Source organism: Neorhizobium sp. PAMB6716, assembly GCF_058242805.1.
This window is the reverse complement of the sequence record NZ_CM177835.1, coordinates 2,526,678-2,552,244: the sequence shown is the minus strand read 5'-3', so window position 1 is coordinate 2,552,244 and position 25,567 is coordinate 2,526,678. Positions and strand designations below refer to the sequence as shown.

23 protein-coding genes and 1 pseudogene are annotated in these 25,567 nt (G+C 62.0%); 13 read left to right on the top strand and 11 right to left on the bottom strand.

The window, feature by feature from the left end; all coding sequences use genetic code 11:
• The 4 genes and pseudogenes from moaB to AC4CWH_RS12535 form a co-directional block, all read right to left on the bottom strand.
• Positions 1-552, bottom strand: coding sequence for a molybdenum cofactor biosynthesis protein B (gene moaB / locus AC4CWH_RS12550; RefSeq protein WP_491319005.1), 552 nt, complete (start codon positions 550-552; stop codon positions 1-3).
• Complete coding sequence (locus AC4CWH_RS12545) at positions 549-1,460, bottom strand: 4-(cytidine 5'-diphospho)-2-C-methyl-D-erythritol kinase (protein WP_491319004.1); 912 nt, start codon at positions 1,458-1,460, stop codon at positions 549-551. The genes moaB and AC4CWH_RS12545 overlap by 4 nt, the downstream gene beginning before the upstream one ends.
• 181 nt (positions 1,461-1,641) lie before the next feature.
• Positions 1,642-3,660: pseudogene (locus AC4CWH_RS12540) on the bottom strand (tetratricopeptide repeat protein); the annotation flags it as partial.
• A 159-nt stretch (positions 3,661-3,819) separates the two neighbouring features.
• A complete protein-coding gene (locus tag AC4CWH_RS12535) occupies positions 3,820-4,836 on the bottom strand; it encodes a polyprenyl synthetase family protein (RefSeq protein WP_491319003.1) in 1,017 nt (338 codons plus the stop codon).
• 104 nt (positions 4,837-4,940) lie between these two features.
• On the opposite strand from AC4CWH_RS12535, the gene AC4CWH_RS12530 reads away from it, so the two are divergent.
• The 4 genes from AC4CWH_RS12530 to AC4CWH_RS12515 all read left to right on the top strand — a co-directional run bounded on the left by AC4CWH_RS12530 (position 4,941) and on the right by AC4CWH_RS12515 (position 7,182).
• Positions 4,941-5,174 carry a putative signal transducing protein gene (locus AC4CWH_RS12530; protein WP_491319002.1) on the top strand — a complete coding sequence of 78 codons (234 nt, stop codon included), beginning with the start codon at positions 4,941-4,943 and terminating at the stop codon, positions 5,172-5,174.
• A 22-nt stretch (positions 5,175-5,196) separates the two neighbouring features.
• Positions 5,197-5,991, top strand: a complete 795-nt coding sequence (locus tag AC4CWH_RS12525) for a tRNA1(Val) (adenine(37)-N6)-methyltransferase (protein ID WP_491319001.1) — start codon at positions 5,197-5,199, stop codon at positions 5,989-5,991.
• A gap of 91 nt (positions 5,992-6,082) precedes the next feature.
• The gene (locus AC4CWH_RS12520) at positions 6,083-6,958 is read left to right on the top strand and encodes a S49 family peptidase (protein ID WP_491319000.1); all 876 of its coding nucleotides are present in this window, start codon (positions 6,083-6,085) and stop codon (positions 6,956-6,958) included.
• A gap of 32 nt (positions 6,959-6,990) precedes the next feature.
• The gene (locus AC4CWH_RS12515; RefSeq protein ID WP_491318999.1) at positions 6,991-7,182 is read left to right on the top strand and encodes a hypothetical protein; all 192 of its coding nucleotides are present in this window, start codon (positions 6,991-6,993) and stop codon (positions 7,180-7,182) included.
• Between the two features lie 64 nt (positions 7,183-7,246).
• Here the strand turns inward: AC4CWH_RS12515 and AC4CWH_RS12510 are convergent, their stop codons facing one another.
• Both AC4CWH_RS12510 and AC4CWH_RS12505 read right to left on the bottom strand, forming a co-directional pair.
• Positions 7,247-7,966, bottom strand: a complete 720-nt coding sequence (locus AC4CWH_RS12510; protein ID WP_491282342.1) for a cytochrome c biogenesis CcdA family protein — start codon at positions 7,964-7,966, stop codon at positions 7,247-7,249.
• Positions 7,967-7,969: 3 nt separating this feature from the next.
• Positions 7,970-8,374, bottom strand: coding sequence for a thioredoxin family protein (locus tag AC4CWH_RS12505; RefSeq protein ID WP_491318998.1), 405 nt, complete (start codon positions 8,372-8,374; stop codon positions 7,970-7,972).
• 251 nt (positions 8,375-8,625) lie between these two features.
• On the opposite strand from AC4CWH_RS12505, the gene AC4CWH_RS12500 reads away from it, so the two are divergent.
• Positions 8,626-9,561, top strand: a complete 936-nt coding sequence (locus AC4CWH_RS12500) for a glycine--tRNA ligase subunit alpha (protein WP_491285411.1) — start codon at positions 8,626-8,628, stop codon at positions 9,559-9,561.
• Between the two features lie 24 nt (positions 9,562-9,585).
• On the opposite strand, the gene AC4CWH_RS12495 is transcribed toward AC4CWH_RS12500, so the two are convergent.
• Positions 9,586-10,311: a pentapeptide repeat-containing protein gene (locus tag AC4CWH_RS12495; RefSeq protein WP_491318997.1), complete on the bottom strand. Its 726-nt coding sequence runs from the start codon at positions 10,309-10,311 to the stop codon at positions 9,586-9,588.
• 295 nt (positions 10,312-10,606) lie between these two features.
• Here AC4CWH_RS12495 and AC4CWH_RS12490 point away from each other — a divergent pair, with 295 nt between their 5' ends.
• The 5 genes from AC4CWH_RS12490 to AC4CWH_RS12470 all read left to right on the top strand — a co-directional run bounded on the left by AC4CWH_RS12490 (position 10,607) and on the right by AC4CWH_RS12470 (position 15,371).
• Complete coding sequence (locus tag AC4CWH_RS12490) at positions 10,607-11,875, top strand: 3-phosphoshikimate 1-carboxyvinyltransferase (RefSeq protein ID WP_491318996.1); 1,269 nt, start codon at positions 10,607-10,609, stop codon at positions 11,873-11,875.
• Positions 11,876-12,077: 202 nt separating this feature from the next.
• Positions 12,078-14,228, top strand: a complete 2,151-nt coding sequence (glyS, locus tag AC4CWH_RS12485) for a glycine--tRNA ligase subunit beta (RefSeq protein WP_491318995.1) — start codon at positions 12,078-12,080, stop codon at positions 14,226-14,228.
• A gap of 100 nt (positions 14,229-14,328) precedes the next feature.
• On the top strand, positions 14,329-14,580 hold the full coding sequence (locus tag AC4CWH_RS12480) for a type II toxin-antitoxin system ParD family antitoxin (RefSeq protein ID WP_491318994.1): 252 nt from the start codon (positions 14,329-14,331) through the stop codon (positions 14,578-14,580).
• Positions 14,573-14,872 (top strand): type II toxin-antitoxin system RelE/ParE family toxin, encoded by a 300-nt coding sequence (locus AC4CWH_RS12475; protein WP_491318993.1) that lies wholly within the window; start codon positions 14,573-14,575, stop codon positions 14,870-14,872. The genes AC4CWH_RS12480 and AC4CWH_RS12475 overlap by 8 nt, the downstream gene beginning before the upstream one ends.
• Before the next feature lie 4 nt (positions 14,873-14,876).
• Positions 14,877-15,371, top strand: a complete 495-nt coding sequence (locus AC4CWH_RS12470) for a 2-thiouracil desulfurase family protein (RefSeq protein ID WP_491318992.1) — start codon at positions 14,877-14,879, stop codon at positions 15,369-15,371.
• A gap of 102 nt (positions 15,372-15,473) precedes the next feature.
• Here the strand turns inward: AC4CWH_RS12470 and AC4CWH_RS12465 are convergent, their stop codons facing one another.
• From AC4CWH_RS12465 to purD, 3 genes are all read right to left on the bottom strand, one after another.
• Complete coding sequence (locus AC4CWH_RS12465) at positions 15,474-17,315, bottom strand: methyl-accepting chemotaxis protein (protein WP_491318991.1); 1,842 nt, start codon at positions 17,313-17,315, stop codon at positions 15,474-15,476.
• A 238-nt stretch (positions 17,316-17,553) separates the two neighbouring features.
• Entirely contained in the window at positions 17,554-18,033 is a 480-nt protein-coding gene (locus tag AC4CWH_RS12460; RefSeq protein WP_491318990.1) for a plant virulence effector HPE1-like domain-containing protein, read from the bottom strand.
• Between the two features lie 98 nt (positions 18,034-18,131).
• Positions 18,132-19,400: a phosphoribosylamine--glycine ligase gene (gene purD / locus AC4CWH_RS12455; RefSeq protein ID WP_491318989.1), complete on the bottom strand. Its 1,269-nt coding sequence runs from the start codon at positions 19,398-19,400 to the stop codon at positions 18,132-18,134.
• 193 nt (positions 19,401-19,593) lie between these two features.
• On the opposite strand from purD, the gene AC4CWH_RS12450 reads away from it, so the two are divergent.
• From AC4CWH_RS12450 to ubiA, 3 genes are all read left to right on the top strand, one after another.
• Positions 19,594-21,909 (top strand): Tex family protein, encoded by a 2,316-nt coding sequence (locus AC4CWH_RS12450; protein WP_491318988.1) that lies wholly within the window; start codon positions 19,594-19,596, stop codon positions 21,907-21,909.
• A gap of 188 nt (positions 21,910-22,097) precedes the next feature.
• A complete protein-coding gene (locus AC4CWH_RS12445; RefSeq protein WP_491318987.1) occupies positions 22,098-23,354 on the top strand; it encodes a cyclopropane fatty acid synthase in 1,257 nt (418 codons plus the stop codon).
• A gap of 364 nt (positions 23,355-23,718) precedes the next feature.
• Positions 23,719-24,681, top strand: coding sequence for a 4-hydroxybenzoate octaprenyltransferase (gene ubiA, locus AC4CWH_RS12440; RefSeq protein WP_491318986.1), 963 nt, complete (start codon positions 23,719-23,721; stop codon positions 24,679-24,681).
• 104 nt (positions 24,682-24,785) lie between these two features.
• Here ubiA and AC4CWH_RS12435 read toward each other — a convergent pair whose 3' ends face one another.
• Entirely contained in the window at positions 24,786-25,352 is a 567-nt protein-coding gene (locus AC4CWH_RS12435) for a DUF6101 family protein (RefSeq protein ID WP_491282326.1), read from the bottom strand.
• Positions 25,353-25,567: the final 215 nt, after the last annotated feature.

Sequence of the window (25,567 nt, the reverse complement as noted above, 5' to 3'; positions counted from 1 at the left end):
TCAGCTTTTGCCGCCGCGCCGCAGGTGTTCATCGAGGCGCGGCATGATTTCCACGAAATTGCAGGGCATGTGGCGGTAATCGAGCTGCGCCTTCAGAATTCCGTCCCAGGCATCCTTGCAGGCGCCGGGAGAGCCGGGCAGCACGAAGATAAAGGTGGCATTGGCCACGCCGCCGGTCGCGCGCGACTGGATGGTGGAAGTGCCGATCTTGTCGTAGGAAATCCGGTGGAAGACTTCTGAAAAGCCGTCCATGCGTTTTTCAAACAGGGGCTCCAGCGCCTCGGGCGTCACGTCGCGGCCGGTAAAGCCGGTGCCCCCGGTGGTGATCACCACGTCCACCTCGTCCATCAGCGTCCACTGGCGCACGCGCTCAAAAATCGCTGCCTTGTCGTCGGGCACGATGGCGCGCGCCACAAGCCTGTGGCCGGCCTCTTCAACGCGGGCCACCAGCGTATCGCCGGATTTGTCGGTGTCTGGCGTGCGGGTGTCGGACACGGTGAGCACCGCGATGCCGACGGGAAGGAACGGGCGGCTGTCGTCGATCCGGTTCATGCGGCATCTCCTGCAATCGTGGTGGTGGCCTGAACATACCAGCCGGGGTGGCGGTCTGTCAGAATGCTTGCCGCAGCCTCTGCTTCCTCTGTCGAGCGGTAAAGCCCAAAGCAGGTCGCGCCAGAGCCGGACATGCGCACGAGGGCTGCGCCGGTCTGCGAGAGCGCTTCGGACACGGTGTCGATATCCTGAACGGCGGCGCGGGCCGCAGGTTCCAGATCATTGCGCTGGCTTGCGATGAAGGACAGCCAGTCGGCGTCCTCACCCAAGGGCAGGGGCGGCACGGCTGCGTTGTCGCGTTTTATGAGGCGCCGAAAAATCTCGGGCGTCGAGACCGAAACCAGCGGATTGACCAGCACCATAAAAAGCGCCGGCAGATTTTTGACCGGGGCCAGATCCTCGCCGATGCCGCACGCCATCAGCGGGCGGGAAGCCAAGCACATCGGCACATCGGCGCCAAGGCCAAGCGTCATCTCGGCAAGCCGGGTTTCATCGAGCGATACGCCCCAGAAGCGTAACAGGCCACGCAGGGTCGCTGCCGCATCGGCAGACCCGCCGCCGATGCCGGAGGCGATCGGCAGGTCCTTTTGCAGCGTGATGGCAACGGGTGGCGCGGCCATGCCCATCGCCTCAACCGCCGCCCGCAGCCGGTCGCGCGCCCGCAGCACCAGATTATCGCCGTCAGGCGACAGAAGCGGGCCGAAGCGGCCGGTCAGCGCAAAACTGTCCGTGCCGCTTGCGGTAAACCGCACCGTGTCGCCGTGGCTGGCAAATGTCACGAGGCTGTCGAGGAGGTGATAGCCATCGGCCCGGCGCCCGGTCACGTGCAGGCAAAGGTTTATCTTTGCCGGCGCCGTTTCGGTCACGTCGGCTGCCGGGATACCCAAGGCCAAGCCAGATAGTGTCATGCCGGGCAAAACGCTGTCAGTTGGCGGGGCCGGGAAGCTCCAGCACCTGGCCGGGATAAAGCCGGTTCGGGTTGCGCTTCAGCTCCGGGTTGATCTCGATCAGCTCGCGAAAACGGTCGCCATCGCCCAGCGCGTCATTGGCGATCTTCCACAGCGTATCGCCGGCACCGACGATGTAGTTCGATTTGGCAGCGGCGGCAGGATCCTGCTGCGGCACGGCTGGCGCCGTTGCGGCGGGCGATGCCATGGCCGTCTGCACCGGCGGCGGGCCGGCGTCGGCCAGTCCTTCGCGGATCTTTTGCTCGATCTTCGGGATTTCGGTCAGTTCCGGCTTCATGGTCAGCGCCCGCTGCCACTGGTAACCCGCCTCCAGCTTGCGGCCCACACGCCAGTAGGCATCACCCAGATGGTCGTTGATGGCGGCATCACCGGCGCGCAGCTGCACGGCACGCTCCAGTTCCTCCACCGCCTCGTCGTAACGGCCAAGGCGGTAATAGGCCCAGCCGAGCGAATCGACGATGTAACCGTCGTCAGGGCGCAGTTCCACGGCCTTGCGGATGAGGTTCAGGCCCTCTTCCAGGTTAAGGTTCATGTCCACCCAGGAATAACCGAGATAGTTCAGCACCTGCGGCTGGTCCGGGTTCAGCTCCAGCGATTTCTTGAAGTTCGGCTCAGCCTTGTCCCATTCCTTCAGGCGCTCATAGGCGATGCCGCGCTGGAAGAAAACGGACCAGTCGGTCGGGCGCGGCACGGGGCCGATCACGTCCACGGCCTTGTCATAGGTCTCTGCCATCGCCTTATAATCCTTGGCATCGGAGAGAACACTGCCATAGGCGATGTAACTGCGAATGTCGGTCGGATCGCTCTCGATCAGCGATTTCAGATGCGCGCGCGCGCCATCGACATCGCCGGTCTGCGCCAGCGTCAGGCCCAGCTGCAGCTCGGAAATACGCCGCATGGGCGAACCTTCCGGCACGCGGCTGTAAAGCTCGATCGCCTGCTTGGGCTGTTCCATCTTTTCGGCAATGCCGCCGAGAAGCACCAGCGTATCGGCGCTCTTCGGGTCCAGCGCATGGGCAATCTGCAGGTAGAGCGACACCATTTCCTCGGCGCCCTGGCGGTTCAGCGCGCTGCCCACGGCAAACAGAACGGCAGCAGAACCTTCGGTGGCGTTGGTCACCTGCTGCTCCGGCTTTTCGCCGTTTTCAATCGACTGGCGCAGCGCCTTCAGCGGCGCGTAATTGGCAATGAGGCGTTCCGCGACGGCAATCGCGTCGAGTGCCTTCTGCTTGTTGCCGTCAGACGCTTCCAGCCGGGCGAGCGCCATTACGGCGCGCATGAAGGTGTCGGGGGTCGTGGCAACCGCTTCTTCGCTGGTGATGGCGGCCTTCAGGTAACTGCGGGCAGTTGCCTTGTCGCCGGCAACGATGGCCATGGTGCCGATGTGGTAATCGGTAAATACCTTGAACCAGTCCGGACCCTTCAGGCCCTTGATGAGAGCAATGCCTTCCTTGCCCTTGCCGGCACCCACCTTGGCCCAGCCGGTGATCAGCGCCTGCGTCAGCCGGTCGAGATCGTTCAGCCCCTTGTAGGCAAGGATCTTTTCCGCATTGGCGTAGTCGCCTTTGCGGATGGCATCCAGCCCGCGCACGATTTTCGTCACCCGTTCGACGGCGCCGTCTTCCTTCAGCGCATCCACCTGTTTCAGGCTTTCGTCGAACTGGCCGTTCATCAGAAGCGAGATCATCAGGCGTTCGCGAATGTCGAGATTGGCCGGATCGAACTGCAGCGCCTTCTGGTAGAGCGCAATCGCGGTCGCGTAATCGTGATCGACATCGGCGGTGCGGGCGGCAAGGAAGGCGCCGGAGAAGCTGTTGACCTTGGCGGTCGAAAACTCCGGCGCGTCAATGATCGGTGCCGGTGCGGCGGCCTGCGTCGGTGCAGGCTCTGTGACGGGTGCTTGATCGGGGGCCGGAGCCGCGGGTGTCGCCGGCGCGGGCTCCGTTGCGGGAGCAGGCGTTGCGGGCGCAGGCTCTGTTGCAGGCGCAGACGGGGTTGCAGGTGCAGGCTGGGTTGCAGGTGCGGGCTCCGTCACCGGAGGCTGCTGGGCCATGGCCAGATGAGGCATTGCCGCCGCCCACAGGAGCGCTGCCCCGAATGCCGTGCCCGATAGCAGACGATGGGCGAATTTCTGCCGCATGAAGGTGCCTCTCATGAAAAGCTGTGGGCGCCCGTGTGGCCGCCATGGAATCCTGCGCTGATGATTCACCACAGAATGGCTTTTTTGGAGCAGGTCTGCAAGAAACTTGCCATTGCCAACCGGCATCCACAGGAGAGGGTTAAGCCTCTCCTGCCGCCTTCAGTTGACCCGGTCGATGCAGAAATCGATCACTTCCATCAGCGCCGCCTTCTGGGGCGAAGCGGGAAGCGCAGACAGCGCATCGCGGGCCATCTCGCCATAGTGCCTGGCACGGGTAATGGTATCGCCAAGGCCATTGTATTTGGAGATGAGACCGAGCGCCTTTTCCAGGTTCTCGTCGCTGCTGTCGCCCTGTTCGATGGCGGCCTTCCAGAAGGCATGGTCTTCCGCCGTGCCGCGCCGGTAGGAGAGGATGACCGGAAGCGTGATCTTGCCCTCGCGGAAATCGTCGCCGACATTCTTGCCTGTTTCGGCAGCCTTGCCGCCGTAATCCAGGACGTCATCGACAAGCTGGAAGGCAAGGCCGAGGTTCATGCCGTAGGATTTGAGCGCATTGCGGCTGGCCCGGTCCGTATTGGCAATGATCGGGCCGACTTCGGCCGCGGCTGCAAACAGCGCCGCCGTCTTGGCGCGGATGACGGAGAGATAATCGTCTTCCGTCGTTTCCATGTTCTTGGCGACCGAGAGCTGCAGAACTTCGCCTTCGGCAATCACCGAAGCGGAGGTGGCAAGCACATCGAGCGCATCGAGCGAGCCGACCTCGACCATCATCTTGAAGGCCTGGCCGAGCAGGAAATCACCCACCAGAACGGAAGCCTGGTTGCCCCAGATCATGCGGGCGGTGGATTTGCCGCGGCGCAGATCGCTTTCGTCCACCACGTCGTCATGCAGAAGCGTTGCCGTGTGCATGAATTCGACGCTGGTCGCGAGCTTGATATGGCCTTCGCCCTCGTAACCGAACATCTGGGCGGATGCGAGCGTCAACATCGGGCGCAGCCGCTTGCCGCCCGAAGAAATCAGGTGATTGGCCACTTCCGGGATCATTTCCACATCGGATCCGGCCTTGGACAGGATCAGCTGGTTGACCCGATCCATGTCCGCCTTGGTCAGATCGACCAGCGGTTTGACGGATGCCTGCTTGTTTTTGCCCTCTTCGAGCGGAATAACGACGCCCAATGAAATGGCCTCCTGTTCAAAATTTGTGCCGGACAATAGAAAGGGGAGGGTGGCCCGGCAAGGGGCAATCGGACTGATGACTGATAATTGAGGTGGTTTGACCCATGAAAGAATTGATCCGCACCAATGATGCGGTTGTATTGTCCTTTTCGCAGAGCCTGCTCAAGGATGCCGGCATCCATTGTCTCGTCGCGGATCAGTCCATGAGCATTCTGGAAGGTTCCCTCGGGCTTTTGCCGCGCCGCCTGCTGGTGGAGGGCGAGCGGATCAACGAGGCGCGCCGCATTCTGACCGATGCCGGGCTTTCCGCCGAGCTTCGAATTCCCGGGGACGAATGAAGCCATGGACGAGCCGGACCCCATGCCTGACACCCTGGATGAGGTGGTGAACGAGACAATCGACGCCTTCCATCGCGGGCGTTTCTTTTTGGTGCAGCCAAGGGATGGCGGGCATCGGGCGGGCATGGATGCCATGCTGCTCGCCTCACTGGTCGATGCAGATCGTCCGGTGCGGGTGGCCGATCTTGGCGCCGGCGCCGGGGCGGCGGGTCTTGCGGTGGCCGCACGGCTTGCCGCAGCCGAGGTGGTGCTGGTCGAGCGCTCGCCGCAGATGGCAGACTATGCGCGGCGCACGCTTGCCCTTCAACAAAACGCCCATCTTTCAGGCCGCGCAGCGGTCATCGAGGCGGATGTGACGCTGCGCGGCAAGCTGCGGGTTGAAGCCGGTCTCCTGGACGATCATTTCCACCACGTCATCATGAACCCGCCTTTCAACGATGGCCGCGACCGCAAGACGCCGGATGTGCTGAAGGCCGAGGCCCATGCGATGACCGATGACCTGTTTGAAAGCTGGATCCGCACCGCCGGTGCCATCACGGTGCCGGGCGGCCAGCTTTCGCTCATCGCGCGGCCGCATTCGGTGGGCGATATCCTTGCCGCCTGCGGCAAACGTTTCGGCGGGCTGGAACTGACGCTCATCCATCCGCGGCCCGGCGAGGATGCAATCCGGCTTCTGGTGACAGCAATCAAGGGCTCGCGCGCACGGCTGAGGGTTCGTGCGCCGCTTTATATGCATGCAGACGAGGGCCACGCGTTCCAGCCTTTTGTCGATGACCTCAACAACGGCCGCACCGCCTATCGGCGCAAAAGCTCCTGAATGACGCGGAATTTATGAAGCGCAACCATTGCGCCGGCCATTCCGTTGCATACATCTCAAGTCCAAGAGATGTGCTGAAGCAGGAGATGAAATGGCTGGTGTTTTGAAGCGGTTGGTGCCGAAGCGGTTTCGCAAGGACGAAGGCATCACCATTCCCGTCGTGCGCCTGCATGGCGCCATCATGACGGGTGGCAGCCAGTTTCGCCCCGCCCTTAATCTCGCAACCGTCGCGCCCATGCTGGAAAAGGCGTTTTCGCGCAAGGATTCGCCAGCGGTTGCGCTGTCGGTCAATTCGCCGGGCGGTTCGCCGGTGCAGTCGCGCCTCATCTACCAGCGCATCCGGGCACTGGCGGAAGAAAAGAACAAGCGCGTGCTGGTCTTCGTGGAGGATGTGGCCGCCTCCGGCGGTTACATGATCGCCATTGCCGGCGATGAGATCCTGGTTGATCCCACCTCCATCGTCGGCTCCATCGGCGTCGTCTCAGGCGGTTTTGGTTTTCCTGAACTGTTGAAGAAGATCGGCGTCGAGCGCCGCGTTTATACCGCCGGCGAAAACAAGGTCATCCTCGATCCCTTCCAGCCGGAAAAGGAAGGCGATATCGAATATCTGAAGACGCTGCAGCTCGATATCCACAAGGTCTTCATCGACATGGTGAAGGCGCGCCGTGGCGAGCGGCTGGCCGACGAAGAAACGATCTTTTCCGGCCTGTTCTGGACGGGCACCCGCGGTGTCGAACTCGGCCTTGTCGATGGTCTTGGCGAAATGCGCGAGGTGCTGAAGCGCCGTTATGGCAAGAAGACCAAGCTGGAACTGATCGGCGGCGCCCGCGGGTTCCTTGGCCGGCGCCTGCCCGGTGTCCTATCGACGTTTGATGGCGGGCAGGGTGCGCAACTGGCGGCATCTGCCGCATCGGGTCTTGCAGCCACGCTGGAAGAGCGGGCATTGTGGAGCCGTTACGGCCTTTGATTCATCAGGGGCGATAGTAAGGGGCATCTTCCATGGCACAACTTCTGTTCCTCGCCGTCCTTGTCGGCGGGGGCTGGTATCTTTACCGACGCTTCATAACGGATGCCGAAAAGCTGGCCATTCGCCGGCGCGAGCAAGAACGTGAGCGCCAAACGGGAGCAACAGGCACCCTGATCAAGGATGAGAAGACCGGTGAATATCGCGTCAAACGGGATGAGGAATAGGGCGCCAAGAGGAAAAGGAATTGAACGCCGCAAGCGATGAACAAGCTTCGCTTGCGGCTTCCTTTTAAAAGCGCGTTGTCAGGTCTGTCAGCCAGGCGGGCGATGCGGAAACCAGCGCCGTCTCCAGCTGCTTGTCGATGCCGGAGAGGATCAGCACACCGATAACAATCAGCACCACTCCGAACAGGAGCTTCAGCCATTTGCCGGCCCCCAGCATACGCTCGCGGCTGCGGTTGAACACATCGCGCGAGAGCGTTCCGAGCAGGAGAAGCGGCAGTGCCGCGCCGATGCCGAAGGCCAGCATCGTGACGACGACCTGACCGAGGTTTTCACCACGTGCCGCCATCAGCGATGCGGCACCCAGCGTGGGGCCGACACAGGGGCTCCACACCGTGCCCAGCAGCAGCCCCACACCGAACTGGCCCTGCCAGCCGCTTTCATCAAAACCGCCGAAGCGCTTTTCCGTCCAGTTTCCGATGGGGCCTGCGGCCAGTGCCACCCGCGCCTGCATGGACGGCATCACCATAACCGCGCCAATGACGATCATGATGACGGCACCCACGGAGCGGAACACGCCGAGATCCAACCCCAGCCCGAAGCCGACCAGCGCCACGAAGAGGCCAACCGCGACAAATGAGACGCCAAGTCCGGCGGCAAGCGCTGCCGGGCCGAAGCGGTGGCGGGTGGCCGCACTCGCCAGCACGATCGGTACCAGCGGGAGCACGCAGGGCGACAGAATGGACAACATGCCGGCAAGGCCGGCAAAGGTGATGCTGGTCAGCATGGCTCAGTTCGCCATGGATGACTTGAACAATTGCTCGATTGATGCGGGTTTTGTATCGCCCACCGAACGTGCGGTTTCCTGTGCTCCCCGGTAGGCGATGAGGGTGGATTGCATGGAGGCGCCGAGCGCGCGCACGACATCCTTCTGGGCATCGAAATCGACGGTAAAGACGGTCACATCCTTGAAATTGCCGCTGGCCGCCAGCTGGTCGATGATCGGTTTCTGCTTGGCGCAGGTCGGGCACCAGCTGGCCGTGATATCCACTACAACCGGTTGCCCGGCCTTTTGCGCGGTAGCAAAGGCATCCTTCTCAAAGGAGCGGATTTCGGCCGCACCGACAGTGAGGGCGGTTGTGAGGGTGAGGGCTGCAGCAGCCATCAGGGTGGCAAAGGCAGATATAAGTCTCATGATGTTCTCCTCGGGTTCTGGCCGGCTGTTTCTGGCAGCCACCTCTCCTTTACGAAGGTTGCAAGAGGTCCGTTACAGGATCACGAAAACGTGGGTTCTCAGCGTTGCAGCAGCTTCGATCTTTCCATGCCCTTTGCGTGTTGCGCGGCGAAGTGCTTGACCCTCCGGCTCCGTCGTGGCACCAGACGGGCCACGTCACAGACCCCCAAGACATTCCGGATAGTCCCATGACCACGCCCCTTGCCCCGCACATGGACCCCAAGCGCTCGTTTCAGGCGCTGATCCTCACGCTCCACGCTTACTGGGCCGACAAGGGCTGCGCGGTGCTGCAGCCCTATGACATGGAAGTGGGGGCTGGCACCTTTCATCCGGCAACGACGCTTCGGGCGCTGGGACCAAAGCCCTGGAAGGCCGCCTATGTGCAGCCGTCACGCCGTCCCTCCGATGGCCGTTACGGCGAAAACCCCAACCGCTTGCAGCATTATTACCAGTATCAGGTCATCCTGAAGCCGAATCCGTCGAACCTGCAGGAGCTTTACCTCGGTTCGCTCGCCGCCATCGGTCTCGATCCGCTGCTGCATGATGTGCGCTTCGTGGAAGACGACTGGGAAAGCCCGACGCTTGGCGCCTGGGGCCTTGGCTGGGAATGCTGGTGCGACGGCATGGAAGTGTCGCAGTTCACGTATTTCCAGCAGGTCTGCGGCATCGAATGCTCGCCGGTCGCGGGTGAACTGACCTATGGTCTGGAACGTCTGGCCATGTATGTGCAGGGCGTCGACAACGTCTATGATCTCAATTTCAACGGCCGCGAGGGCGAGGAAAAGATTTCCTATGGCGACGTTTTCCTGCAGGCCGAGCAGGAATATTCGCGGCACAATTTCGAATACGCCAATACGGACATGCTGCTGCGCCATTTCGAGGATGCCGAGCGCGAATGCGCGGCTTTGCTCGCCTTCGGCGCGCCGGGCGACAATGCCAACCAGCGCCTGCACAAATGCGTTTTCCCCGCCTATGACCAGTGCATCAAGGCGTCCCACGTGTTCAACCTCCTGGATGCCCGCGGCGTGATTTCCGTCACCGAACGCCAGAGCTATATCCTCCGGGTGAGAACGCTCGCCAAGGCTTGTGGCGAAGCGTTTCTGCTGACCGATGCCGGCGGTGTGAACATCGAAAAGGCCGTCGCCTGAGGCGGTGCTGATGGTGGCGGATGATCAATCCGCCGTCAAAATCCCGAGCGAAGACAGAATGGCCTCGTGCTGGTCGCGCGTCACCACGGCTGCGTGAAACGAGGCAAGGCTCGTCAGGTCCAGCGCGTCGAAGCTGGCATGCGACAGATCGGCATGGTCGAGCGTCGATCCGGTGAAATCGATATTGTGGAGGCTGGAGCCGCGAAAGCTTGCCTGCGACAGATTGCAGCCGGAAAGGCTTGCATCGCGCAGATCGCAGCTTTCAAACACGCTTTCGCGAAAATCGGCGGGTGAAAAGGCGGCATATTGCAGCTTGCATTTGCGGAAGGTCACGCCGCCGGCCAGAATCTGCGTGCGAATTTTCCGCTGGGTCTCGAGGTCGAGCCGGATGCCGGCGGCCGAGCAATCGCTGAAGGCAGTCAGATAGGCCGTGCTGCCGGTCATGGTGTTGAGGCTGAGATTGCTGCGGCGGATCTCTGCCTTGGAGAGATCGCAATAACGCCACTGTGTGCCGATCTCGCCCTCGCAGAACTGGCAGTCCTCGATCCTGGCCTCCCGGAAGCTGCAATGATCAAACACGCAGCCGTAAAACCGGCAGGCGCGAAAGGTGGCTTCGTCAAACGTGCAGTTTGAAAACCGGCAATTGCGAAATTCCGCCTCGGCAATATGGGCCTCCTGCATCTCTTCCCCGTCGAAACGGGCGTCGATGATCGGGCCTTTGCCGGCCAGTCTTTCCTGAAGCGGCTGCATGCGGTTCCTCCTGCGGCCGGGCCTTGGACCCGAGACCGTTTTGCGTCGGCTGTTTTTCTTACAGGTCCGGTTACGGGCTGCACAGCCCTGTTCTGTGGCGCGCCCGCGTTGCTTGCTGAACCGGGCCGCTCTCTGCGCGCGGTTCATGGGTTTTGCGGCCAAATCCTGTTGCCAGCCGGCTCGGTTTGGTGAACAAGCCTTGTCACGACATCAACCACGAGACGGAGTGGAACCGGCCTGCCGAGACGCGGCCCCCATCCGTTTCCGCATGCCATCCGAGACGGACGAGACCGATATGACCCTTGATAAGCTGACCATCGTTCCCCCCGGCCATCCCCTGAACGGGGATGTGGCGCCTCCTGGCTCCAAGTCCATCACCAATCGCGCGCTGCTTCTGGCAGGCCTTGCGCGCGGAACGAGCCGGCTCACCGGGGCGCTCAAAAGCGACGATACCCGCTATATGGCAGAGGCCCTGCGCGCCATGGGCGTGATCGTCGAGGAGCCGGATGCAACGACCTTCGTCGTCACCGGCACCGGCCGCCTCACCGCACCGTCCGCGCCGCTTTTCCTCGGTAATGCCGGCACGGCGACGCGCTTTCTGACGGCAGCCGTTGCCTCGGTCGAGGGTACGGTGGTTGTGGATGGCGATGAGCATATGCGCAAGCGCCCGATCGGGCCGCTGGTGTCTGCCCTCAACGCGCTTGGCATTGCCGCGGAAGCGCCGACCGGCTGCCCGCCCGTTACGGTCAAGGGTTCTGGCCATTTCGCCTCGGGCCGCGTCGAAATCGATGCGGGCCTCTCCAGCCAGTATGTCTCGGCACTGCTGATGGCTGCGCCGCTTGCGCTTGCAGGCGCCAATGCCCCGGTCACCGTGGCGCTCACCGGCACCGAGATCGGCGCGCGCGGTTATGTGGACCTGACGTTGGATGCCATGCGCGCCTTCGGCGCTACGGTTGAGCCGCTGGACAACGCCACCTGGCGGGTAAAGCCGACCGGCTATACGGCCACCGATTTCCATATCGAGCCGGACGCGTCGGCCGCCACCTATCTCTGGGGTGCCGAAGTGCTGACCGGCGGCCGCATCGACATCGGCACACCGGCCGACGCCTTCACCCAGCCGGATGCCAAGGCCCATGCCGTCATCGCTGCCTTCCCGCATATGCCGGCCGTCATCGATGGCAGCCAGATGCAGGATGCGATCCCGACCATTGCCGTGCTTGCCGCGTTTAACGAAACACCGGTGCGTTTTGTCGGTATCGCCAACCTGCGCGTCAAGGAATGCGACCGCATCCGCGCGCTCTCGACCGGCCTCAACGCCATACGGGAAGGGCTTGCCACAGAGGAAGGTGATGATCTCGTCGTCGCCTCCGATCCGGGGCTTGCCGGCCAGCACCTGCCGGCAAACATCGATACCTTTGCCGATCACCGCATCGCCATGAGCTTTGCGCTCGCCGGGCTGAAGATCGAAGGCATCACCATTCTCGATCCCGATTGCGTGGGCAAAACCTATCCCGGTTACTGGGATGCGCTGGCCTCGCTCGGGGTCGAGTTGGAGCGGGATTGAGGGCGCGGGCGGGCGCACTTTGGTGGTGTCGCACTGGCTCTGGGCGGGCCCATCGATTTTCGCGATTGTGCGAGGGCCTGAATCTTTGCTAGCAGGTGCCCCAAGCTTTTTATGATCCCACCCCGGACCCCCGTGTCCGCCCCTCCGGCAACGGAGGGTGAGGAAAGAGACCATGCCTGCTTGCGGGCGAAGGAAATGAACCATGCCTGATCTTCTGCTCGAACTTCGCTCCGAGGAAATTCCTGCCCGCATGCAGCGCAAGGCGGCAGGCGACCTGAAAAAGCTCGTCACCGATGCGCTGGTGGATCAGGGGCTGACCTATGAGGGTGCCCGCGAATACTGGACACCGCGCCGGCTGACGCTCGATATCCGGGGCCTCAACGCCCGCTCGGCCGACCAGCGCGAAGAGATCAAGGGCCCCTCCACCAAGGCGCCGGAACAGGCCGTGCAGGGGTTCTTGCGCAAGGCGGGCCTCACGGATATCTCCGAGGCAAAGATCGTCTCCGATCCGAAGAAGGGCGATTTTTATGTCGCCGTCATCGCAAAGCCCGGCCGTCCGGCGGAAGAGATCATCGCGGACGTGATGCCCGCCATCATCCGCACGTTCCCGTGGCCGGTCACCATGCGCTCGGGCGCTGCCTCCATGCCGAAGGGCATGCGGTTCGGCGGCATCGAGGGCAAGGGGTCGGAAAGCCTGCGCTGGGTGCGCCCGCTGCAATCCATCCTCTGCGTCTTCGGGCCGGAGCATGACGAAACGCAGGTGGTGGATTTCGAGGTGGATGGCATCAAGGCCGCCAACATCACCTATGGCCACCGCTTTCATGCGCCCGATGCCATCAAGGTGCGCCGCTTTGACGATTACGTGACGAGCCTGGAAAAGGCGAAGGTCATGCTGGATGCCGAGCGCCGCAAGGACGTGATCCTGCATGATGCGCGCGATCTCGCCTTTGCCAGCGGCCTGGATCTCGTCGAAGACGAAGGTCTTCTCGAAGAAGTCTCCGGCCTTGTCGAATGGCCGCATGTGCTGATGGGCTCGTTCGAGGAAGACTATCTGGCGATCCCCGCCGAAATCATCCGCCTCACCATCAAGACCAACCAAAAATGTTTCGTCACCCGCCGCCAAGGCGATGAAGGCCTGTCGAACCGCTTTATCCTCGTCTCCAATATCGAGGCGAAGGATGGCGGTGCGGAAATCATCCACGGCAATGGCAAGGTCGTGCGCGCGCGCCTGTCGGATGCCAAGCATTTCTGGACCCGCGACCAGGGCAACCTGCCGGATCTCGAAACGCTAAAGGCCTCTGCCGAAAAATTCGACCTCGACCTCACAAAACCGCTCGACCAGCGCATGGCCAAGCTCGATGCGCTGAACGTGACGTTTCACGCCAAGCTCGGCACGCAAGGGGAGCGCGTGGCGCGCATCCGGGCGCTGGCCGCCCAGCTTGCCCCGCTCGTCGGTGCCGATCCGGCGCTCGTGGACCGCGCCGTGGTGCTGGCGAAGGCCGATCTTCGCACCGAAGCGGTTGGCGAGTTTCCCGAACTGCAGGGCCTGATGGGCCGCAAATATGCAGCGCTTCAGGGCGAACCGGCCGAAGTTGCCGCCGCTATCGAGGATCACTACAAGCCGCAAGGCCCGTCCGAACGCCTGCCGGAAGGCGCCGTGGGCCTGACCGTGGCGCTAGCCGACAAGCTCGATACGCTGACCGGTTTCTGGGCCATCGATGAAAAGCCGACCGGTTCCAAGGACCCCTACGCGCTGCGTCGTGCCGCGCTCGGCGTCGTGCGCATCATCATGGAACGCAAGGTGCGGTTGCGGCTGCTTGCCATCATCAAGGACAGCGATCTCCTCTCCTTCTTCCACGACCGCCTCAAAGTGTATCTGCGTGACATGGGCGCCCGCCATGACCTGATCGATGCCGTGCTGACGCCGGTTGCCGACGATCTGCTGCTGGTGGCCCGCCGGGTCGAGGCGCTCACCGCTTTCATCACCTCGGAAGACGGCAGGAACCTGCTTTCCGGCACCAAGCGCGCCACGCAGCTTCTGGCGGCCGAAGAAAAGAAGGGTGCCGTCATTGCCGATGGCGTTTCCGACGAACTTCTGGTGCTTGACGCAGAAAAGGCGCTCTACACCGCCGTGCGCGCCGCCTCCGCTGAAGCTTCCGACGCCATCGTGCAGGAAGATTTCCGCTCCGCCATGCAGGCGCTGTCAAACTTGCGCGGCCCGGTCGATACCTTCTTCGAGGATGTGCTCGTCAACGACGAAAACCCTGAAATCCGCGCCAACCGCCTCGCTTTGCTTTACGCGGTGCGGGAAGCCACCGGCACGGTCGCGGATTTTTCGAAGATCGCGGGATAATTGCTGAAGGCCCTGCTTCGGCGGGGCCTTTGTATCTGCCTTCCGCTTTGGCGGCGATCTGTGCTAAATTGCATCCACAGTTCAATGCTGGACGCTTCCCATGAACAAGCCCTTCTCGATCTTTCTCGATACACCGCTCGACCGCTTTGTCGATGAGCAGGTCGAAAGCGGCCGTTTTTCCTCGCCGCAGCAAGTCGTGGAAGCGGGGCTCCGGCTGCTGGAGGAAGAGCAGGCGAAGCTGGAAGGCTTGCGCGATGCGCTGATCGAGGGTGAGAACAGTGGCCCTTCGGTGCCCTTCGATCCTGAAGACCTGATGGATTTGGCACGGGAGAGATGGAAGGACCGTGGCTGAGGTCCGGCTTCGTCCCGCGGCCCGAAACGATTTCCTCGACATTGGCGACGAGACGCGAGATCGATGGTCGAAAGCCCAGGCAGAGCGCTATCTGAAAGAGATCCTTGAGGTGATTGCCGAGATCGGCCGTCATCCATTCGCGGGTGGCGAAGTGGACTGGGTGCGGCCCGGCTATCGGCGAAGGAGAGCCGGTTCTCACCTGATTTTCTATGTCATTGTTGGGGACGATCTGGTCGAAGTGGTCCGCATTCTTCATGAACGATCCGACATCCCGCGCCGATTGGACGTGTAAGAACATGCCCGCAAAAATCCTCGTCAGTGCCTGCCTTCTCGGCCAGCCGGTTCGTTATGACGGCAAGGGAAAGCTGCTGTCGCATGCGGCCCTCACGCGTCTGCAGGAGGAGGGGCGGGTGGTCGCCTTCTGTCCGGAACTGGCGGGCGGTATGAGCGTGCCGCGGCCGCCTGCGGAAATCGAGGCGGGGCTGACGGGCGAGGATGTACTTTTGGGGCGCGCAAGGGTGCTGGAAGTGACTGGCGGCGATGTCACCGCTGCCTTCGTGGCCGGTGCGCACAAGGCGCTGGCGGTTGCACTTGAAAATCACTGCCGCCACGCGCTTCTGATCGATGGCAGCCCGTCCTGCGGCTCGATCTCTATCTATGATGGCGCCTTTGCCGGGCGCCGGCATGCGGGATCGGGCGTTACGGCGGCGCTGTTGCGCCAGAACGGCATAACCGTTTTTGCCGGGTATGAGATCGACCGGCTGATGGCGGAACTGGACGCCTCTCTCTGAAGCGATGCTTTGAACGCAAAACGCCGGCCACGGGGGCCGGCGTTGTCTGCGTGTGCGACGCAATTCCAACGTCCGCAATTGCGTCAAGACAAAGCGTAAAGATCAGCCGGCGCGGCGCATCTTCTGGCCCATGCCCTGAAGGTTGCCGGCGGCATCGCGCACGTCGCCGGTGCGGAAGCTGCGGATGAGGTCCAGAAGGTCGCCGGTGTCATTGGCGAGAACTTCGGCGGAAGCCGTCGTTTCCTCGGCCATGGCGGCGTTCTGCTGGGTGGCGCTGTCCAGCTGGTTCAGTGCTGCCGAGATGGAACGCAGCGTCGTATCCTGCTCCTGGGCGCTGTGCGAGATTTTGCCGACGATGTCGTTGGCGCCCTCGATCTGGTTGGAAATGCGCTTCAGAGCCTCGCCCGCCTGGGCAACAAGCTGCACGCCCTGTTCCACCTGGCCAGACGAGCGGGAAATCTGTGCCTTGATCTCCTTGGCGGCGGCCGCCGAGCGCTGGGCAAGCTCGCGCACTTCCTGGGCAACGACGGCAAAACCTTTGCCGCTTTCGCCGGCACGGGCCGCTTCCACACCGGCATTCAGTGCAAGCAGGTTGGTCTGGAAGGCGATCTCGTCGATCACGCCGATGATCTTGGTGATCTCGGACGAGGATTGCTCGATGCCGCTCATGGCGCCGATCGCCTGTTCCACGATGCTGTCGCTCTGGCGTGCTTCGGTGCTGATCGTTTTGACGCGCTGGGCCGCTTCACGGGCACCGTCTGCCGTCTGGCGCACGGCCACCGTCAGTTCGTCGAGCGCTGCGGATGTTTCCTCAAGATTTGCCGCCTGGCGTTCGGTGCGCTGGGCAAGCTCGCTGGAGGCGCGGCGGATCTCTTCCTTGGAGACGCCGATATCGTTGCCCTTGAGGTTGACGCGGGACATGGCCTGCTCGAGGCGTGACAGCGCCTCGTTGAAGTTCTGGCGCAGGCCTTCGTATTTGGGTCCAATATCGTCGCAGCGGATGGTGAGGTCGCCATCGGCGAGCTGTTCGAGCGCCTTGCCGATCGTTGCCACCACATGCGCCTGCTGCTCGGCATCGACGCGCTGCGAGGCGATATTGCGCTGGCGCTCGGCATCCAGTTCCTGCTCCTGCGCCTTCTGGCGCTCGGCCAGTGCATGGCGCTCGCGGATCTTCTGCTGAAGCGAAAGGGTGGCCTTGGCCATCATGCCCACTTCATTGCTCATGTCTGTGTGCGGAATGGTCTTTGAGGTATTTTCGTCGGCAACCGCCCCCAGCGCATCGTGAATGGCGTTGAGCGGGCCGGTGATGCCGCGGATGACGAAGAAGGCGCCGGCAATGGCCATCAGGAACAGGGCAGCCGAACCGCCCACGGTCTTGATGATGTTGTTGCGCACTTCCGCCTTCAGGTCGTCGGTGTAAAGGCCGGTGACGACAACGATCTGCCAGGGCTCGAACACCTTGCCATAGGCGGCCTTCGGGTAACTGTAGTCGTTCGGGTCCTTGCCAGGCTTCGGGCCGATGAATTCGACGTAACCGCCGCCGGCGCGACCGAGCTTGACGAGATCGTCGCGATACATGTTGCCGGTTGGGTCACCCTTGCCCTTGTTGCTCTTGCCGACGCTGGGCGAGGAGGGGTGGAATACCAGCACGACGTCATAATCATAACCGAAGAAATATCCATCCGGCTGGAACTGCATCTTGTTGATGAGCGCGTAGGCGCGCTTCTGCGCCTCTTCCTTGGTAAATTCGCCGGCTTTGACGCGATCGTTGAAATCGCTCATCACGGAAATCGCCGTTTCCACCTGCGTGCGCAGCATCTCGTAGCGCTCACGGTAGACGGCAGTTGTCGAGGACCGGATCTGAAAGAAGGTGATGGCTGCAAATACCACCATCATGGCGCCCACCAGCAGGAACAGCTGAGTGGATATTTTCATGTTCTTCATTGCTACCACCGCCATTGGGGTTGTCGCCGAAGGTCCATGAACAGGAAGGGCGACAACTTGTTTCGTTATCGCGCTCCTGCGCTTGACGGGCACTATACCGTGCCCCATCTCTCGTTTTAGTATTTAACTATAAATAAAACTCTAATCCTCCGTCATTTGGCAGAGCCTTGCTGTTTCGCTAAGGAAATCGCTGGAACCTGACAGGAACTCTGTTTTATCCGGAAGAAAAATACTTCAGTCAGAGGGAGGGGCGCAGCGCCACGCCGGAAAAGTCCGGCGGTGAGGGAGGTGCGGTCCGGGCGGCCGGTTGCGGCGGCACGGCAGCCGTCGTGCCGGTATCCAGGGGATCGGCGGGCGCTGCCGGATCGGTGCGACCGGACGGCATGGCGCGCAGCACGATCGCCTGTTCCTCGCGGTCGATCCACACCGGGTTGAGGCTGACGAAGGTGACAGGGGAGCCACCCATCCAAGCTTCGGTGCGCAGCAAAGCCGGCTTTCCGTGCCGCTCCTGCAGCGTCAGGATCTGCTGGCCGGGGGCAAGGTCTGAGGGCGTTGTGACCGCAAGGTGAGGCTTTCCAGCTGTTTTGCAGGACAGGCAGCCAAGCGTGACGATGCTTGTCGATTGCGCGGCAGGCACTGTCGAAATCGCCTCAAGGGAGGCTGCCGCCGCAGGGGTTGCGGCAAAGGTCATCAACAGCAGCAGGGCAGGGCTTGGCATGGCGCATTTCCTCGATCGCTCGCGGAAGGCTAGCGCCGTTTCCTTTCCAACCGGTCAGGGGACGCGGTTAACGCGTCGTAAACACCGGCGGCGCGGGCTCAGACGTCCCGGCCGATGGCACGCCAGCCGATATCGCGGCGGCAAAAGCCGTTGTCCCATTCCACGGCATCCACCAGCGCATAGGCCCGCGCCTGCGCATCCGCGACCGTGCTGCCAAGGCCTGTGAGGTTCAGCACGCGCCCGCCGGTTGCGACAAGCTTGCCATCCTGCAGCGCCGTGCCCGCATGAAACACCTTTGCGCCGTCCGTGTCCTGCGGAAGTGCTGCAATCGGCGTGGCTTTGTCATAAGCGCCGGGATAACCCTTCGATGCCATGACCACGGTCAGCGCCACCTCGTCGCGCCATTCGGCGCTCACCTGATCCAGCGTGCCGGTTGATGCCGCATAAAGGATCGGCAGGAGATCGCTTTTCAGCCGCATCATCAGCACCTGCGTTTCCGGATCGCCGAAGCGCACATTGTATTCGATGAGTTCAGGGCCTTTGTCGGTAATCATCAGGCCGGCGAAAAACACGCCGGTAAACGGCATGCCGCTGTCGGCCATGCCTGATATCGTCGGCTGGATGATTTCATCCATTGTCCGCTGCACCATGTCTGGCGTCATCACCGGTGCCGGCGAATAGGCGCCCATGCCGCCGGTGTTCGGTCCGGTATCGCCATCGCCCACGCGCTTGTGGTCCTGCGCGGTGGCCAGCGCCAGTGCCGTCTTGCCATCGGACAGGCAGAAGAAACTTGCCTCTTCGCCATCCAGATAGGCTTCCACCACCACTTCGGCGCCGGCCGCGCCAAAGGCGCCGGCAAAGCAGTCGTCGACGGCGAAAAGTGCCTCATCCAGCGTCATGGCAACGGTCACGCCCTTGCCGGCGGCAAGGCCATCGGCCTTTACCACGATGGGCGCACCCTGTTGCCGGATATAGGCCTTTGCCGGTTCTGCCGCGTTAAAGCGCTGGTAGGCGCCGGTCGGAATATTGTAACGGGCGCAGATATCCTTGGTGAAACCCTTGGACCCCTCCAGCTGGGCGGCAGCTTTCGAGGGGCCGAACACGGCAAAGCCGGCCTCGCGGAGATCATCGGCCAGGCCCGCCACCAAAGGCGCTTCCGGGCCGACAACGATGAAATCGATGGTCTTCTCGCGGCAGAAGGCGATGACGGCGGCGTGGTCTTCGACGGCAAGCGCCACAAGCTCGGCGTCCTCGGCCATGCCGGGATTGCCGGGTGCGGCGTAAAGTTTTGTCAAAAGGGGCGATTGCGCCAGTTTCCAGGCCAGCGCATGCTCGCGGCCACCGGATCCGATCAGAAGAACCTTCACTATCGCCCCCTTAAAAGGTCAAAGAGTAAGCCTGCGCGGTTAAGGGGAGCGGGGGGAAAGGTCAAGGCTTTTGGCCGCCCACACATGGCTTCATCCGGTTGCGAAGCCAGATCCTGTGGAATCGCCCCCGCCGGCGTTGCCTTGCCACGATCTGTCGTTATGGTCGCGCCCGAACAACAAAGAGAAGATGCCCATGGCCGCCGACATCAGATCCATCGCCGCAACCATTGCCCAGGAAATCAACGCACGGCCCGATCAGGCCGTTGCCGCCATCGGGCTTCTGGACGAGGGATCGACGGTGCCTTTCATCGCGCGTTACCGCAAGGAAGTGACGGGCGGGCTGGATGACACGCAGCTGCGCAATCTCGCCGAACGTCTCGTTTACCTGCGAGAGCTGGAAGCGCGCCGCTCGACCATCGTCGATTCGATCGGTTCCCAAGGCAAGATGACCGACGAGCTATCGCTAAAAATTGCCCGCGCCACGACCAAGGCCGAGCTGGAAGACCTGTATCTGCCGTTCAAGCCGAAGCGCCGCACCAAGGCGGAAATCGCCCGCGAACGGGGGCTGCAGCCGCTTGCCGATGCGATATGGGCCAACCGCGCCGCCGATCCGCAGCAGCTGGCAGCCGCTTACATCTCTGCAGAGGTGGCCGACGTGAAAGCGGCACTGGAAGGCGCGCGCGATATCGTTGCCGAAACCATCACTGAAAATGCCGACCTGTTGAAGACGCTGCGCCAGTATCTGCGCGACAATGCGCTGCTGCGCGCCAAGGTGGTCGATGGCAAGCAGGAGGCCGGCGCCAAGTTTTCCGACTATTTCGATCATTTCGAACGCTGGTCCGGCACGCCCGGCCACCGGGCGCTCGCCATGCTGCGCGGCTGGAATGAGGAATTTCTGACGCTCACCATCGAGGTGGACCAGGACGATCCGTCGCCGGTCAAGCCCGTGCAGCGCAAGATCGCCTTTGCCTTCGGCATCGGTGAAAAGGGTCCGGCCGATCGCTGGCTGATGGATGTCGCCGGCTGGACCTGGCGGGTCAAGCTTTCCATGTCGCTGTCGCTCGACCTGATGCGCGAACTGCGCGAGCGTTCGGAAGAAGAGGCGATCCGCGTTTTTGCCCGCAACCTCAAGGATCTTCTGCTCGCCGCTCCCGCCGGCTCGCGTGCTACGATGGGCCTTGATCCGGGCATCCGCACCGGCGTCAAGGTGGCGGTGGTCGATGGCACCGGCAAGGTGCTGGAAACCTCGACCGTTTATCCGTTCCCGCCGAGGAACGACATTCGCGGCACGCAAGCGGAATTGGCAAGCCTCATCCGCAAGCACAATGTCGATTTGATCTCCATCGGCAACGGCACCGGCAGCCGCGAGACGGAAAAGCTGGTGGCGGATATGCTGACGCAGCTTCCGGCGACGGCCAAGAAGCCAACGAAGGTGATCGTATCGGAAGCAGGCGCTTCGGTCTATTCGGCCTCGGAATTGGCAGCTCAGGAATTCCCGAACCTCGACGTCTCCTTGCGCGGTGCCGTCTCGATTGCCCGTCGCCTGCAGGATCCGCTGGCGGAACTTGTGAAGATCGAGCCAAAATCCATCGGCGTCGGCCAGTATCAGCACGATGTCGACCAGCAAAAGCTGTCACGCTCGCTGGATGCCGTGGTGGAAGATGCGGTGAATGCCGTGGGCGTCGATTTGAACACCGCATCCTCGCCGCTTCTGGCGCGTGTCGCTGGCCTGTCCCGCGGCATTGCCGATGCCATCGTCTCTCACCGCGACCAGAACGGGCCGTTTGCCAGCCGCAAGGAACTGTTGAAGGTGGCGCGTCTTGGCGCGCGCACGTTTGAGCAATGCGCCGGCTTCTTGCGTATTCCCGATGGCAAGGAACCGCTCGATGCCTCCGCCGTCCACCCGGAAGCCTATGGCGTGGCGAAAAAGATCGTCGCCGCCTGCGGGCGTGACCTGCGTTCGCTGATGGGTGACAGTGCGGCGCTCAAACAGCTCGATCCGCGCCAGTTCATTGACGACACCTTTGGCCTGCCGACGGTGAAGGACATTCTGGCCGAGCTGGAAAAGCCCGGCCGCGACCCGCGCCCGAGCTTCAAGACCGCGACATTTGCGGAAGGCATCGACGAGATCACCGACCTGAAACCCGGCATGACGCTGGAAGGCACCGTGACGAATGTGGCCGCCTTCGGCGCCTTCGTCGATATCGGCGTGCACCAGGACGGGCTTGTTCACGTCTCGCAGCTAGCCGACCGTTTCGTGAAGGATCCGCATGAGGTGGTGAAAGCCGGCGATGTGGTGAAGGTGCGCGTGGTGGAGGTGGACGTGAAGCGCAAGCGCATCGCGCTCACCATGCGAAAAGATGGTGGAGAGGCGGAAGCGCCTTCGATGCGCGAACCCCGCGGGCAGGGTAACCCCATGCGCCACGCCAACGCCAAGCCGGCGAAGGCGGAAACCTCACAACTCGGCGGACTGGGTGCTGCCCTTGCGGAAGCCATGAAGAAACGCTGAGCTGCGGTCACCCGGTCTCTCCTTTCAAGCCCCTGCTTTTAAGCCTCTATAAACTCAGCCCGCTCAACCCTGTTTGGCGGGCTGAACGCGTGTGACGTCGCGTTCAAAAAATTGCGCTTGCCAGCGGAAAAATCCGTACTAGGTTCTTTTTCAGAATAGTAAGGCATCCTTAGTATCTGGAGGTGTCCATGGCCTCGTCCTTGCGTCTTCTGCTTGCAAAAATCATCAAGGTCGGAACGCTCGTCGTGCGAGGCCCAGCCGGAGAGCAACAATTCGGCAGCGGTGGCGGGCGAAGGGTCACGCTGCGTTTCACCGATGACAAGGCCGAGGAGGAACTCGCGGCCGATCCTGCCTTAAAGCTCGGCGAACTTTACATGGAGGGACGGATGATCGTCGAGGAGGGCGACATCTACGAATTCCTCGCATTGGTGAAGGACAATACGCTCAGCGAAGGCCTGACATTTGGCATGATCTGGCGCGGCCTCTTTCGCATGGGCGTGTCGCTGTTTCGCAACCGCGTGCCGATCAACCACAACCAGCGCAATGTCGCCCATCATTACGATCTCGACGAGCGGCTGTTTTCGCTGTTCCTCGATGAGGACTGGCAATATTCCTGCGCCTATTTCAATCCGCCGGACCTTTCGCTCGATGCGGCGCAACTGGCGAAAAAACGCCATATCGCGGCAAAGCTTCTGGTCGAGCCCGGCCAGCGGGTGCTGGAAATCGGCTCCGGCTGGGGCGGAATGGCGATGTATCTGGCCGAATCCTCAGGCGTCGATGTTACCGGTATCACGCTCAGTCGCGAGCAATTGAAGATCTCGCGCGAGCGGGCGCAAAAGCGTGGTCTCTCGGATCGGGTCCGTTTCGAGCTTCAGGATTACCGCACCCTGAAGCCGCCGCAAAAGTTTGACCGTATCGTTTCCGTCGGCATGTTCGAGCATGTCGGGCGGACAAACTATGCCAATTATTTTCGCAAGGCGCATGAGGTGCTGGCCGACGATGGCGTAATGCTGCTGCATTCCATCGGCCAGCCGAATGTCGCCTATGTCACCAATCCCTTCATCGAAAGATACATCTTTCCCGGCGGTTACATCCCGGCGCTCCGCGAAGTGCTGCCGCAGATCGAGCGGTCGGGCCTTCTGGTCTCCGACATCGAAATCCTGCCAATGCATTACGCCCACACGCTGCGCCACTGGCGGATGCGGTTTCAAGCCCGCAAGGCAGAGGCCTTGGCGCTCTACGACGAGCGCTTTTACCGCATGTGGGAGTTTTATCTCGCTGGCTCCGAAATGGCGTTTACCCACGAGAACTTCTTCATCTTCCAGATCCAGCTCAAGAAGGCCCGCGATGCCGTGCCGCACGACCGCGATTATATCGCGCGGCGCGAGGAGGCGCTAAAGATGTTCGAGGCGGGACGGGCACCGCTGGAGCCGGTGATTTTTTGAGATCAAGCCGGCGGGGTAGAAGGGAGGGTTATCGTATTTTAACTAAGGCCCTCTCTGCCCTGCCGGGCATCTCCCCCACAAGGGGGGAGATACTGCGCAGCAAGCGCCCGGTTCCTGCACCAGGCGGTGCGGCCGGGTTAAGCCCTCCCTCTCGTGGGGAGGGTTTGGGAGGGGACTTGTCTCATAGGCGGGTATCCAAGCCCGTGGGAGAGATACTCGGCAGGCTAGAGGGGAGTAGGCGTCATATTCCGGCGGCCAATGGGCAAACCCCGGATGCACACGCAGACGGACCCATCCACAACCACCCCTCCCGTGACAATCCTCCCGATTGCTTTTGGCGGTAAAGCTTTTAGAAGTTTGAGCCATGAGCACGACACACGATAGTTCCGGCCGCGTGGCCGATGCCCCCTCCGATAACTGGGTTTACCGGTTCCTGCCGCGCGCGCTGTGGCCTTATGCACAGCTTGCCCGCTGGGACAGGCCGATCGGCTGGCAGCTATTGATGTGGCCGTGTTTCTGGTCGGCAGCGTTGGCCGCCAATGCGGATGCGGCACCCGATGGCGGGTTTTCGCTGGAGCTGAAGCTTGCGCATCTCTTCCTGTTCTTCGTCGGTTCGATTGCCATGCGCGGCGCCGGCTGCACCTATAACGATCTGGTCGACCACAGAATCGACAGCGAAGTGGCGCGCACGCGCTCGCGTCCGCTGCCCTCGGGGCGCGCCACGCGGCTTCAGGCGAAGATTTTTATTCTGCTGCAGGCGCTGGTCGGGCTCATCGTGCTCCTGCAGTTCAACACCTTCACCATTCTTCTGGGCTTTGCCTCGCTGCTGGTGGTGGTGATCTATCCGTTTGCCAAGCGCTTTACCGACTGGCCGCAGTTCTTTCTCGGCCTTGCGTTTTCCTGGGGTGCGCTGATGGGCTGGGCGGGCGTTTTTGCAAGCCTCTCCTGGGCGCCGATCTGGCTTTATCTTGCCGCCATCGCCTGGACCGTCGGGTATGACACGATCTATGCCCATCAGGACAAGGAGGACGATGCGCTGGTCGGCGTTCGCTCCACCGCGCGCCTGTTTGCCGAAAACACCAAGGCCTGGCTCTCCGGCATTTACGGTCTGGCGCTGGTGTTCCTGCTGTTTGCCTTCATGGCGGCGCATGTCAGCGTTCTCGGTTATATCGGGCTTTTTATTGCCGCCCTGATGTTTGCCTGGCAGATCCTGATCCTCGATATCGATAATCCCGATCACTGCATGCGGCTCTTCAAGTTCAACGGCCGCGTTGGCGGGGTGATTTTCTTAAGCCTCGTCGTATCGCTGGTCAGCCACGGCGGCTGAGATTTTGGTGATGTGCCTCAATGCAAAGAGAGCCCGGGCAGGGGTGCCGGGCTCTTTTGCGGGAGGTCTATAGTTCCAAGAGTGGCCAGGCGGTGGCCGGTCGATCAGCGCCGGGCAATGATCTCCTTGCCTTCGATGCGCATCGCGACGCCAAGGCTGCCGGTGGATCGGCGCACGAGGAAACGCGGGCGGCGGGCGGCGAAATAGGAGTGGCGGCGGCGCGGCTTGGTATCCTGCATGCGCACTTCGCCGAGATGGTTTTCCAGCGGCCGGGCAATGCCGTCGGCTTCCACCATCAGCATGGGAATGCGGAAGGCTTCCGACCAACTGCGCCAGTCTGCAGCGATGTCGCAGAGATCATGGGCCACGAGCAGCGGAATGCAGAGGTCCACGTCGTCGTGGTGCAGTTCCAGCGTGACGGTCACTTCGCCATTGCCGTGGTCGATGGCCCGGGCCGCGACACCCTTGAAGGCGCGGGCCGGAAGAGCAAACGACAGCGGAAGCCCGCTGCCGGGAAGGATCTTGCGCAGGACTGCGCCGCGTTCGTCGATGGTAATGGTGACATCGCCGGCGGCATCATGCAGCCTGTACGTGATCTGCTGGGGAAAACGCGACGGATCGAGCCGAAGTGTTGCACCTGCCCATGAGGGCTTCAGAACCGTATTTGTCATCGTCAATTGCTACCCTTGTTTTACCCGAGAGCCGCTGCCGGATCTCTTGTCGGGACTTTTGTCCTCTGATGGGGCCAACATAGGCGGGGCCTTTCCAGAACCACTTAAAAATTGCGGTTAAGAAATCTTTGCCTCCCCTGATGGTTAGCAAAAGTGAATCCGGCAGGGTTTCCTGAACGTGAATTTCTGCCGTTTTGTGTGGGTCTAAAACATCT